11 protein-coding genes and 1 rRNA gene are annotated in these 12,523 nt (G+C 46.8%); 10 read left to right on the forward strand and 2 right to left on the reverse strand.

What is annotated here, in order from left to right:
• Positions 1 to 127 precede the first annotated feature (127 nt).
• The 7 genes from rrf (at position 128) to BLR06_RS10590 (ending at position 6,687) form a co-directional block, all read left to right on the forward strand.
• Positions 128 to 244, forward strand: a 5S ribosomal RNA gene (rrf, locus tag BLR06_RS10560).
• Positions 245 to 582: 338 nt separating this feature from the next.
• A complete protein-coding gene (locus BLR06_RS10565; protein ID WP_092072662.1) occupies positions 583 to 1,614 on the forward strand; it encodes a mechanosensitive ion channel family protein in 1,032 nt (343 codons plus the stop codon).
• 294 nt (positions 1,615 to 1,908) lie between these two features.
• Positions 1,909 to 2,331 (forward strand): ATP-binding protein, encoded by a 423-nt coding sequence (locus BLR06_RS10570; RefSeq protein ID WP_092072665.1) that lies wholly within the window; start codon positions 1,909 to 1,911, stop codon positions 2,329 to 2,331.
• 56 nt (positions 2,332 to 2,387) lie between these two features.
• Entirely contained in the window at positions 2,388 to 4,100 is a 1,713-nt protein-coding gene (locus BLR06_RS10575) for a methyl-accepting chemotaxis protein (RefSeq protein WP_092072668.1), read from the forward strand.
• Between the two features lie 23 nt (positions 4,101 to 4,123).
• Positions 4,124 to 4,426, forward strand: a complete 303-nt coding sequence (locus tag BLR06_RS10580) for an STAS domain-containing protein (protein WP_092072671.1) — start codon at positions 4,124 to 4,126, stop codon at positions 4,424 to 4,426.
• A 180-nt stretch (positions 4,427 to 4,606) separates the two neighbouring features.
• Positions 4,607 to 6,019 carry a PAS domain S-box protein gene (locus tag BLR06_RS10585; protein WP_092072674.1) on the forward strand — a complete coding sequence of 471 codons (1,413 nt, stop codon included), beginning with the start codon at positions 4,607 to 4,609 and terminating at the stop codon, positions 6,017 to 6,019.
• 35 nt (positions 6,020 to 6,054) lie between these two features.
• Entirely contained in the window at positions 6,055 to 6,687 is a 633-nt protein-coding gene (locus BLR06_RS10590) for an NUDIX hydrolase (protein ID WP_092072677.1), read from the forward strand.
• Positions 6,688 to 6,811: 124 nt separating this feature from the next.
• On the opposite strand, the gene BLR06_RS10595 is transcribed toward BLR06_RS10590, so the two are convergent.
• Positions 6,812 to 7,087, reverse strand: coding sequence for a hypothetical protein (locus BLR06_RS10595; protein WP_173812903.1), 276 nt, complete (start codon positions 7,085 to 7,087; stop codon positions 6,812 to 6,814).
• Between the two features lie 413 nt (positions 7,088 to 7,500).
• On the opposite strand from BLR06_RS10595, the gene BLR06_RS10600 reads away from it, so the two are divergent.
• The 3 genes from BLR06_RS10600 (at position 7,501) to BLR06_RS10610 (ending at position 11,148) form a co-directional block, all read left to right on the forward strand.
• On the forward strand, positions 7,501 to 8,790 hold the full coding sequence (locus BLR06_RS10600; protein WP_092072680.1) for a sensor histidine kinase: 1,290 nt from the start codon (positions 7,501 to 7,503) through the stop codon (positions 8,788 to 8,790).
• Positions 8,791 to 8,818: 28 nt separating this feature from the next.
• A complete protein-coding gene (locus tag BLR06_RS10605; RefSeq protein ID WP_092072683.1) occupies positions 8,819 to 9,694 on the forward strand; it encodes a response regulator in 876 nt (291 codons plus the stop codon).
• Between the two features lie 206 nt (positions 9,695 to 9,900).
• Positions 9,901 to 11,148 carry a dicarboxylate/amino acid:cation symporter gene (locus tag BLR06_RS10610; protein WP_092072686.1) on the forward strand — a complete coding sequence of 416 codons (1,248 nt, stop codon included), beginning with the start codon at positions 9,901 to 9,903 and terminating at the stop codon, positions 11,146 to 11,148.
• 141 nt (positions 11,149 to 11,289) lie between these two features.
• Here BLR06_RS10610 and BLR06_RS10615 read toward each other — a convergent pair whose 3' ends face one another.
• Positions 11,290 to 12,381 carry an HD-GYP domain-containing protein gene (locus tag BLR06_RS10615; RefSeq protein ID WP_092072689.1) on the reverse strand — a complete coding sequence of 364 codons (1,092 nt, stop codon included), beginning with the start codon at positions 12,379 to 12,381 and terminating at the stop codon, positions 11,290 to 11,292.
• Between the last annotated feature and the right edge of the window lie 142 nt (positions 12,382 to 12,523).

Below are 12,523 nucleotides of genomic sequence, written 5' to 3' on the forward strand. Positions count from 1 at the left end.
GTTAGAGCGGAGCGATAACATCCATAATGTACATCGCGACAATCTAACGAAGCAAAAACCATCCTAAAATGAATATCTTCTGTGAAGTTTTCAGGGAATATACCTTTCAAGGATATTCACCTGACGATTCAGTGGCGATAGCTGCGAGGCTCCACCTGTTCCCATACCGAACACAGTAGTTAAGCTCGTATACGTCGAAAGTACTTGGTTGGAAACGGCCTGGGAGGATAGAAAGCTGCTGATTGAGAAACACCTGTCTTGCGACGGGTGTTTTTTTATTGTGCGAATGAGAAGGCCCGGAGGGTGCGGCCATTATGCAACGCTGCGCCGCTGCCGCTTAACCTCCGCTTATGCCTAACGGCCGCATGCTCCTTGGTGATGCTGACGGCAGTGAGGGAACACAGTAGTTAAGTCATATACGCTGAAAGTACGGCCCTGAAAGGGGCGGTGCTGATGCCAACGCATCGCTTTGTTTTCAAAATACTCATCTTTGTTGGCTAATATCAACCATAGGAGGAGAAAATAGATGCTGAACGAGTATTTTTGCCCAGAGGATAAATTGTAGTCAGAAAGGAACAGGGAATGGCGGAATCAGTGCTTTTGACGCAAATAGGAAGAGCCTTGGCAATCATTTTAGCCGCTGTATTGATTGGCTATGCCGTAGAGCGGTATTTGCTGACCAAATTAAAACAATTAGCAGATGCAACCAAATGGGAATGTGATGAAGTTATCGTTTGCGCATTACGCGGGCGCTTGATTAAATGGTTGTTTATTGCCGGTTTATACAGCGTTGTGCTGGTCACTCCGCTGCCTTACAACATTACCGGCATTTCCAAAAGCGTGCTGATTGTAATCTTTGTATTATCGGTTACTGCAGCCGCAGCGCATATTGCCGTAGGGGTAATTAACGTTTACGCCAAAAAGAGCCGGCGGGCGTTTCCTTCGACCTCCATTTTTACCAATTTAACCATTAGCTTGCTGGTTATTATTGGCGCTTTAATTATTATGCAATCCTTAGGGATATCAATAACTCCTTTACTGACCGCATTGGGGGTAGGGGGTCTGGCAGTAGCTCTGGCATTGCAGGATACGCTATCCAATTTTTTCGCCGGGCTGCATATTTTGTTTTCCCGGCCAATCCGCCCAAGTGATTATATTCGGTTAGACACAGGCGAAGAAGGCTATGTTATTGATATTACCTGGCGCAATACCTCAATCAGGGATTTGACGGAAAACATGATTGTTGTGCCGAATTCAAAAATGGCGACAGCTAAGATTATCAATTTTTCGCTGCCGACAAAATCGCTCATCATCCTAATGCCGATCGGTGTTAGTTACAACAGCGATTTGGAGCAGGTGGAACGGATTACTGCTGAGACAGCCAGGGAAGTGATGGCTGAAGTTCCCGGGGGTATGCCGGACTATGAGCCTGTTGTGCGCTTTAACAGCTTTGGCGAGTATAGCGTACAGTATAATGTCCTTATGTGTGTACAGGAATTTGCGGCTCAGTATTTGGTCAAACATGAATTTATTAAACGCCTGCACCGGAACTATCGTATGGCCGGTATAAAAGTACCTTACCCGGTCCAAACCGTTTATTTAAGAAAAGAGTGAATTGCTGAGCAAGCCGGCAGCGGCGGGCCTGCCGCCTGGCCGGAGAGGGCTGTACGGGAATGCGTAGCTGGAGCGGCACTTAAATGCCGCTGTTTTTGTTTTTCCGTCATAATGGCTGCGCAGCTCCGATTCCGAAAATACCTTTGCCTATTAAAATCTATGTTGATTTAGACAGGTAATTAGCAAATAATGACGAATTATTTAACAATAATTACAAATTTGCTGTTTGAAATGATAATTGCCATTGTAAATTTAATGAACAGTAATAGGTTGTAAAGGAGTCGGATTGGGGTTATGCACAGGTTGCAGGTAAGTTTTCGGGGGCAGGAAGGGTATAGAGTCATCCGCCATTGTGTAAATGAGTATATTAAACAAACCCTTGGATCTAAATGCGCTGCAATGGTTATTGCGTTTAATGAAGCAGTGAATAATGCCATCCAGTATGGGGGCAGGAGCGGAGCCGGCACTGTCACCGTCAAATTTCGCTTGCTTAAAGGAAAGCGGCTGATTATTAGGGTTAAGGATAGCGGCGCCGGGTTTGCGGCTGCCGGGGCTTACTGCCAAGCGGCAAAAGCACCGCTGCGGTTCGAGGATATTGCCTGGTCGGAGTCGGGGCGAGGCGTTTTTTTGATGAAAGCGATCGCCGATTATGTAATATATAATAAATGCGGCAATGAGGTTCTGTTGATGAAACGTGTGCCGGGAGAGACAGGATAGCAGCTGAACTCAGGGCTGTCCGGGTGTGGGATCAATACTGAAAGGATGTTGAAGGTATGGCATGGTTACGCAATCTTAAGATCTTTCACAAGCTGCTTGTCATCATACTTGTGAGTGCGACAGCTTTGCTGCTCACAAGTATTACCGGCTTCTATTACACGAACAAGATGAACGATAATTCTCATAAGATGTATGAGGACAGGGTGGTGCCGGCCATGCTGGTGAATGATACCCGGCGGCTGTCCCGTTTAGCTGAAGCGCGAACAATGGAACTGCTTTTTGCTACAGATCAAAACCTGCAGCGGCAATTGAGCGCTGAACTGGAACAAATCACTCAGCAAATGGATGAAATGTTCACCAGCTATGAAGCCTTTGCCCCGGATGCTTATGAAGCCGAGCGAATTGCTAAATATAAGCAACTGGCCGAAGTTTACCGTGAGGAACGTGAGACTGCTGTCGGCCTGGCGCTGACAGGCCGCAATCAGGAAGCCTACGCTTATTTTAAACAAAAGGCTTTGCCGCTTTTAGACCAAACAGGGGTGCTAAGGGAAGAAATTTCGCAATATAATGACCGGAAAATAAACGATACCAATGATGAAATCAAAGCGGAATACGAAAGCTCTGTCACAATTATGCTGTTTATCATGGTGATTGCCATTGCGGTATGCGCGGGGCTGGGTTTTGCGATTGCCAGGATGGTGGTTGATCCGGTTAAACATATGCAGCAGCTTATGGACAACGCCGGCAACGGCGATCTAACCGTGCGCGGCGAGGTATATGGATCGGACGAAACCGGCCAGCTTACGACTGCCTTTAATGCGATGATTTCACATCAGTCGGAAGTCGTGGGCGTTGTGCGTAAAGCTGCTGTGGAACTGGCTGCTGCATCGGAAGAAATGGCGGCGTCGAGTGAACAGGTTGCCTCAACCGCGACTCAGGTTGCCAAAAATATTGATGAGGTGGCCGGTGAAGCGGATAACAGTACAAAATCGGCAATTGAGACATCGGAGGTATTGCTCCAGTTATCAGCCTTAATTCAAATTGCCAAGAAGTGTGCGGCAGCTTCCGCCAAGGATTCCGAAGCGACGTTGTCGGCGGCGCAAAATGGAAAAGCCACGGTAGAAGAGACTGTGTCCCGGATGGATAACATTAAAAATCAGACAGTGGCTACCGAAGAGTTGATTGTTGCTTTAAGCCATTATTCTGAGCAAATCGGCAATATCACAGATACTATAACCGGTATTGCCAAGCAGACCGATCTGCTTGCTTTAAATGCCGCTATTGAGGCCGCACGAGCCGGAGAAGCCGGACGTGGCTTTGCTGTAGTTGCCGAGGAGGTCCGAAAACTGGCCGAGCACTCCAATAAAGAGGCTGAGCAGGTGACCGCATTGGTGCAAAAGATTGCCGGAAGTACATCGGCCGCTGTTTCTTCAATGCAGAAAAGCAGACGGGAAGCTGAAGCAGGCGTTGAATCGGTGCAAAAGGCGGGCCTGGCGCTGGGACATATTCTGGAGGCGGTTCAGGGAACGGTTGCGGATATGCAGCAGATCGTCAGTGTTACCGATGATGAGGTTGCCACATCGGATAAAATTGTTCAGTTGATTAATACCGTTGCTACCGGCATTGAGACTATGGCCTCCAATGCGCAGCAGGTTGCGGCCGCTACGCAGGAAACTACCGCAGCCGTCGAGACGGTTGCAAGCAGCGCTGAGCAAACCAGTGCAATGGCCAATGAATTGCGCGGTTCTGTTGAGCGGTTTAAAATTTAACTTAGGCAATAAGGAGTGGTATCATGACCAGCGAGTTCTCCGTTGAAAATAAGCAGGTGACAGTAACGCTGAATGGCAGTATTTATGTCGAGGAAGCGGCAAGCCTGCGTGAACAGCTAATTGATTATATTGACAAAGGCCACAGTATTTTCTGTATTAATGTGGCCAGCGTCGAGTATATTGACAGCTCGGGTTTGGGCGTGCTTGTGGCTATCCATAAGCGGGCGCTGCAGAATAACGGCAAAGTAATCATCAAGGGTCTCAGCGGAATCGTTAAGGAACTATTTGAACTGACCCGACTGAACAAGGTATTTGAATTGCAATAACAGGTTACGGCTGAAGCACGTCAATCTTAAACTGTGCGTAAAGCAGCGTTTATGCAAAGCAGGCGCTAACGGAGGCGGGGCCATAATGTCGGCTGACGACTACGAAGCTTTAGGGGAGACATCCTGTTGTCGCAGAATTAGGCTGATGCTGTTTCCGGTCTGCCGGGAATAGGTGTAGTAATGAGTAGTGATCATCAACAGCCGCCCATTTTTGAGCATTTGTGGCGCAGTGTTTGTGAAATTATGCTGCTTTTGGACAGCAGCGGCCGCATTGCAGCAGTAAATGATGCGGCTGTTCAGGCCTATGGCTATGAGCGTTCCGAGATGCTGACAATGACTTTAAATGAATTAGGCGGCGGCATAAGCATTTTTACCGCCGGCGGCCAGCCCTGCTGCGGATTGGTGGAAGCCATTCATTTCCGGAAAGACGGCAGCAGCTTTCCGGCTGAATTGAGGGTGTGCGAAGTTGAGCAGGGCGGGGCTGCGCCGCTTCTGCTAATTGTGCGGGATATTACCGAACGCCAAAGACTGGAAAATAAATTGATTTATTTGTCCCATGCCATTGAGCAAAATCCCAGCAGTGTTGTAATTACCGATCTGGAAGGCAAGATTGAATATGTAAATTCAAAATTTTGCCTGCTTACTGGTTATGACCGGGAAGAAGCGCTTGGACAGAATCCGCGCATTTTAAAATCCGGGGAACAGCCGCCGGAAGTTTACCAGGAATTATGGGAGACGATTACTGCTGGCGGAGAATGGCGGGGCGAGTTTCATAATAAGAAAAAAAACGGTGATTTATACTGGGAACTGGCATCCATATCAGCAATAAAAAACACGGATGGCAAGATTACCAAATATTTGGCGGTAAAAGAGGACATAACAGCCAGAAAAGAGGCTGAGACTGCCCTGCAGTTAGCCGAGGGCCGGCTGCGCGAGGAAGTATCGCTGGCCGGAAAAATCCAGCGGAGTTTCCTGCCGCCCGCATTAACGAATGACAAATTAGTAATTAACACGATTTATGAACCATATACTTTGGTTAGCGGCGATACTTTTGATTATTTCCGGCTGGAGGGAGCAAACAAATTCGTGGGTTATATTGCCGATGTTATGGGTCATGGCCTGCCGACAGCCTTGCAGACATCGGCGTTGAGAGTATTGGGCAGACCTGTTTTTGAAAAGCGGGCTTCGCTTGCTGAGCGGGTAGCCGAGCTAAATCTTATTTCCAGTTCGTGTTTTACGGAAGATTCATTTGCCGGGCTTATCGCCTTTGAACTTGATTTTAACGAGCATACGCTAACCTATGTTGCAGCAGGCATCAATTATTTTTTGGCATATACTAAACAGGCGCATGGAATGATTAAAACACCAGGTACTTTTATCGGCTTGCTGCCGGACGGAGATTTTGAACAGCATACCATTCCCTTTGCCGCCGGTGATAAGTTTTATTTTTTGAGCGATGGACTGTATGACTTGCTTGGCGAAGGTTCCTGCCAACTGGCCGACTATGGCCGGGCGATTGGACAGCTGACAAGCCTGTCCCGCAGTAAAAGCCGCACCGATGATGCGACCGCCATTATGATTAGAATTCAATAAATCCCGTAATAAGCAATAAATCACAGGAGGATACTATGAACAGTCAATTATTGGTTGAGCTAAAAGCGGCCTTAGCTGAGAGCGCAAAAGATAGCGTAAACGGGATGGGTTTTTTTCCGGCTGCTGTGCTTATTCCATTAGTTGAAAGGAACAATGCGCTTGCTGTTTTATTTGAAGTGCGCGCCAGTCAATTGAGCTGGCAGCCCGGCGAAGTGTGTTTTCCCGGCGGCCGGGTGGAAACGTTGGATATAAACAGTGAAGCGACTGCTGTGCGCGAAACCGCTGAAGAACTTGGGATAAGCCCCGGAAATATTCAAGTTCTCGGTGAAATGAACGAAGTAGTCAGCCCGATTGGCGTTATTTTAAAGCCTCATATTGGGCGCATCATTGCTGCTAACTTTCATTTAAGCCATGATGAAGTGGCCGAGGTTTTTACGGTGCCACTGGACTTTCTGCTGGCGTCTGAGCCGCTTGCCGCCCATATGGAGATGGGCAACCGTCCGCTGGATGATTTTCCTTTTGCGTTAGTGCCGGACTATAGTTCCGAATGGAAACGGCGGCGGACTTATGAGGTCCTGTTTTACCAGTATGAAGGCCGGGTTATCTGGGGGCTGACGGCCCAGGTGCTGGCGGATTTTCTGACTGTTTGCCGTAAGGTGTGGCGTTAAAATCAGCAAGTAACATAAAAATGTTACCTGGAAAACCAGGTAACATTTTTTATAGACGGAAGTTTGCGTTTTAACAGACATAGTGTTTACGGCCATAAGCCGATCTTTGCGACAATTGCTTTAATTAAGCGCCGGAGTACTGAATGTGCCAGGCGCGGCCATGCACCAACTGATTGTATATTTCGGTTATTGTTTCGTAAATAGCCGAACGTTTAATCGTTCTTTTTTTCGTAAGCTGGGAAAACTTGAACCAGCGTCCTTCACGGGAAAGTTGATAAATCGCATTGTTAATTTCCAGAAAAATGGTCTTGGTGGGAGAATTAACAATTGCCTCCTCAATTAATTTCACTGCAGGACCGTCAAGTGGTGGCATTACAGTAAGACCTTTCGAATCAGTCATAAGAACACACTCCCCCTTATTATACTAAGAATTACGCTTCACACGGTCAAAATAGAGCTTTTTCAAGCGGATTGAGAAGGGTCTATAGCTTGATGCTTGTGATGCTTTAGTATGGCCAAGCCTTAGAAATATTATATATGGTTTAGGGGAAAAATGCCCCTGGCGCAGCAGCTTGAATATTGCGGTTATTCTTAATTGACGGAAATAACTGCCTGACTACTCAACCAGACGCAGTAATCCGGCTTTTTTTGGTATTTCAGGCTACGGTGCGAGGCTCTTAGCCAGGCAACTTTTTCAGGCGGGCGGCAGGAGGTTGTATTAGAAACTTATTCAGGCTATAATATATAATTGCAACAATTTAAACTAGCCATTGGGGTTTGGTAATTTCAAATTGCTTTTACAGGTGAACCGCTTTGTTAAAACAATGGTATGACCAACATAAACTAATGATCAATTCAATCGTGCTGGTGGCGCTGGCCGGAATGGTATTTGTGTACCCTTTTTTTCAAAGCCATTTTCGCTTTACCCTGGGGGTTGCTGTTTTAGCAGCTTTGCTATTGTATTTTCCGCGATTGCCAATCATCACCACCGCAGCTTGCAGCGGCCTGGCAATCTTTTTCATGCGAAGCATCATTTATCTGCCGTACGGATTAGCCGAGTTTGCGATTGCCATAGGACACAATTGGCCGGCAATTGTCTATTACTTCGCCTATGGCGCCTGTTTTAGATTTTTTAACATCCGGGCTTATCTGCAGCATGCGCTGGGATTGATGTTGCTGCTCAGCCTGGCGGATATTCTAAGTAATTGTATGGAGTTGCTGGTTCGTTCAGAACTGTTCACGGCAAATATTGAGACTTTGCTGGTAACTGTGGCAACTGTGGGGGTGTTGCGGCCGGTAATCGCTATTGCCAGCTATTATGCCCTTAAACAATACCGGGATTTTGCGTTGGCTGAAGACCGGTTAGCGCGTTATGCCGAGCTTACGGTACTGGCTGCGCAATTAAAGACAGAATTGTATTATTTGCAAAAATCATCCCAGAATATTGAAAGCATAATGGAGCAGAGCTACCTGCTGTATCAGAACCTGAACGAGCGTCAGCGGCCGGGGTGTGAGGAGCAGGCAGGCCGGGCGCTGGCGGTAGCCAGGGAAATCCATGAAGTAAAAAAAGATTATTACCGGGTGGTTACCGGCATTGAGAAAGTTCTGGAGACTTCGGCCATTGAACAGGGGCTGCGCCTATCGGAAATTTTCTTTATCATTGAACAGAACACCGTGCGGGTTACCGGGCAGACAGGCAAGCAATTGGCAATAAGCTTTCATTATGAAAATGATTTTTTGACCGATCAGCACTATCTCATCGTTTCTATATTGAATAACCTGATGATTAACGCAATTGAGGCCTGTGCGGATGGCTGCGCGATTAAAATCGAACAAGCGAGCAATGACAGTATGGTCAGCTTTTATGTTTCAGATAACGGCAGCGGGATAAAACCGGAAGACTATGAGCTTATTTTTCAGCCTGGTTATTCAACAAAATTTTGCCCGTATACCGGTAAAATGTCAACAGGTCTGGGGCTCTCCCATGTGAAAAATCTGGTCGAGCATCTGCAAGGGCGGATTGAAGTGACATCAGCTGCCGGTACAGGCACTACCTTTGCCGTGCATTTGCCCCGGCGCTGTTTATATCTCCACGAATCGTAATGATCATTGATAGCGGGAGGTGTGCCAATTGTCTTTTAGATTTGTCGTTGTTGATGATGATATCAGCATCAGAAAAATCATTTATAATATTATCGAGCAGGCGGGATTAGGGCGCTTAGTGGCTGAATGCGAGGACGGGCTGTCAGCCGAGCAAATCATCCTGGACGCAGAGCCGGATATTGTACTGGTTGACTTGCTGCTGCCGGGCCAGGATGGGGTGGCCCTGATAAAAAAACTGCGGGACAACACGACAGCGTCTTTTATCATGATATCGGAAAGCGACAGCCAGCAAATGATTACGCAGGCGTATGAGAATGGCATTGAATTTTTTATTCATAAGCCAATCAATGTACTCGAGCTTGTTTCGGTGCTGAACAAAGTTCAGGAAAGCCGCAAATTAAAGCAGTTTGTGACGTTAATATCACAGACAACCGCCCGCTATGCCTCCGGAGCGTCCGGTACAGCGGCAAGCCCGGCTGTTCAAAGTTTTGAAATAAACAAAAGGCCGAAAATATATAAAGCTTTTTCCGATATGGGCATCATTGGTGAAGCAGGGGCTAAGAATATTTACCAGGTAGCCCAGCTGATTGATCAAATTGTTCATGGCTCAGGGAAGTCATACCAGCTGCATGAGGTATATCAGCAGCTGTCGCTGCAGATCAGTACTGATGTTAAAACAATTGAGCAGCGGATTCGGCGTTCAATAATAAAAGCGATGCAGAATTTAGCCAATTTAGGCGTCGATGATTATCATAATGAAAAATTTCAGTTATATAGTACCGGGTTATTTGAATTTAAAGAGGTACGTCAGGAAATGAACTTTATTCTCGGGAAAAGCCAGTACCATGGCAAGATTAATGTAAAGAAATTTATTGAAGGCCTGTTGTTCCTGGCCGGTGAATAGACATCTGCGGTTGATGCAGATGTTTTTTTTTGCCAAATCTTTGTAAAAGAATGAATTCCTGGCAGAGGTTGTGGGAATATTTAGATTTTTTAAACAATGAATAAGTATACAAAACAATGTTTCGTCGGATTTTGTAGTTTTTTATATTCAAGCACTTATATTTACCCTAGTACCGTGCGTCGAATTGTTTAAGGGAGGTTTTTGGAATGGCAAAAGGTAAGGGAGTCGGTATTTCCACTCAAATATTCATTGCCCTCATGCTTGGGATTATATTTGGCTACATTTTTCCCAATTACGGAGTGGCATTGAAACCGGTTGGCGATATGTTTATCCGGATGATCAAAATGATTGTGGTGCCATTGGTCTTTAGTTCATTGATTATGGGAATTGCCGGAACCGGTGATTTTAAAAAATTAGGCCGGCTGGGTGCAAAATCCATTATTTGGTTTGAGCTTGCCACCACATTGGCCTTGTTTGTTGGTTTGGCGGTAGTAAATATCGTGCAGCCGGGCGCTGGCGTAACCAGTGTAGCGGCCGATACCAGTACAGTAACAGCTGCAGCCCAAAAGTCGATTGATATGATGCAAATGATTGTCAATATTGTACCTACGAACGTAGTGGATGCCGCTGGCCGGGGAGATATGCTGCAAATCATATTATTCTCTACTTTCTTTGGCGTTGCGGCCGCTTCACTGGGACCTGTCGGCAAGCCGGTGGTTGATTTGTCAAAAAGTGTTGCTGAGATCATGTTTAAAGTCACCTGGTATGTCATGAAACTGGCGCCAATCGGTGTATTTGCGCTGATTGCCTACACGGTCGGCAAATTTGGCTTGGATATGCTCATTCCCCTGGCCAAATTGGTTGGCTCGCTGTATTTTGCGCTGGTGCTGTTTGTCCTGCTGCTGGTTACCGGTGCAACTGTCACTTTTCGGATTAATTTCTTTCATTTGCTTAGAGCCATTAAGGAGCCTGTTATTCTGGCCTTTTCAACCGCTGCCAGTGAAGCGGCGTTGCCGATCGCAATGGAAAAGCTTGAAAAATTCGGTGTTCCCAAGCATATTGTAACTTTTGTATTGCCTACAGGTTACACCTTTAATCTGGACGGTTCTACCTTGTACAGCGCCTTAGCGGTTGTCTTTATCGCCCAGGTCTACGGCATACCGTTTGATTTATCGCAGCAGCTGCTGATGGTCTTGACCCTGATGCTGTCAACCAAAGGAATTGCTGCAGTGCCGGGCGCTTCACTGATTGTTATTGCCGGTACGGCCTCCGCTTTCGGAATTCCGGTTGAAGGGATAGCCATTATTCTGGGGGTTGACCGTATTATGGATATGGCCCGTACAGCCTGTAATGTTGTTGGCAACTGTGTGGCGGCAGTCGTTGTTGCCCGCTGGGAAAACGAGCTGCCTGACTCTGTGCTGGAACAGGCCTATACGCAAAGCTATGAAGCTTAAATTAAACAAAAATGGAGAGGATATGCAGTTTTACTGCATATCCTCTCATTTTTAGGCTGGAAAAATCATTTTGAGAGGTACAGGGGCAAACAGCGGTTGATGTTCCGCAAAGACGGAGAGGAAGCTAGCTTATCCGGCATTTCAGGAAAGCAGCGACAGTACGTCTTCTTCGGTGAGAACTCTCCGGATACAGCGGCCCGGGCATTCGGCAAGCTTGAGTTGTTGACCTGCAGTAAGTTTTTGCTTATTCGCATCGGCAATCAGCTGAATAACCGGCAGGAAAGGCAATCCGGACGGTACGCTGGTAACTACGCCAAACTCTCCGGTATTGAGCTGAACCGTGCTGCCAACCGGATAAATGGCAACGTGATTTAAAAAGCTTTGGAGCAGTTCACTGTCAAAATGCGTTCCGGAAGAGGCCAGTAAAATCTCGTAAGCCTGATGAGGCAGCATCGCTTTGCGGTAGGGACGATCGGAGGTCAGGGCATCATAAACATCAGCAATCGCCACAATCCGGGCATATTCGTGAATCTGGCCTTCCTTCAGACCCCGCGGATAGCCTTTGCCGTCATAACGTTCCTGGTGCTGGTAAGCAACATGCATCGGGACTACCGACATTTCAGCGCAAGATTTACGCAGTAATTCAAAGCCGGCTTCAGAATGGGTGCGCATGATCATAAATTCATCATCAGACAATTTGCCCGGCTTATTCAATATGTTCAGCGGAACTAGCGTCTTCCCTATATCATGAAGCAAGGCGCCCAGGGCCAGTTCGCCAAGCCGGGCCGGGGTATAGTCGCGGGTTACGGCAATCATGGTGGCTAAGGCGCAGACGTTAACAGAATGGGCAAAGGTGTAATCGTCATATAAACGGACATCGGTCAGGTGAATCATTGCATTGCGATTCTGGGTAATTTCAGCTACGATTGTTTGGATGGTCGGCTGGAGCGCCGACAATTCAAGCTTATTGCAAATCTGGACATTTTCGAACACTTTTTTTATGTTTTTAATGGTTTGGACCCGTGTCTCCTCCCGTAAAATTTCCGGCATTTCAAGATCAGGGAAACTGGCATGTTTTATGTAGACGGAAGCGATTTCCAACTGGTGCAGGCGCCTGATATAAGCAGCGGTCAAAGTAACATCGGCGCAAAGCATAAGCTGGCCGTCAGCACTATAAATATTACGGGCGACGACCATTCCGGGTTTGAGGTTATGAAGTGAAATTCGTTGCATACGTTCCCTCTTTTAAATAGTTTACGAATTGCTTTTTCAAGTAAAATAATATTCGGCATATTGCAATAAAAACCTGCAAAGCACTCCCCCGAGGCCAGCGTAAAAATATGTTGTTTTATGGAAAATATCGGGGAAATAACCA

This window comes from Dendrosporobacter quercicolus (genome assembly GCF_900104455.1).
Taxonomy (GTDB): Bacteria; Bacillota; Negativicutes; order DSM-1736; family Dendrosporobacteraceae; genus Dendrosporobacter; species Dendrosporobacter quercicolus.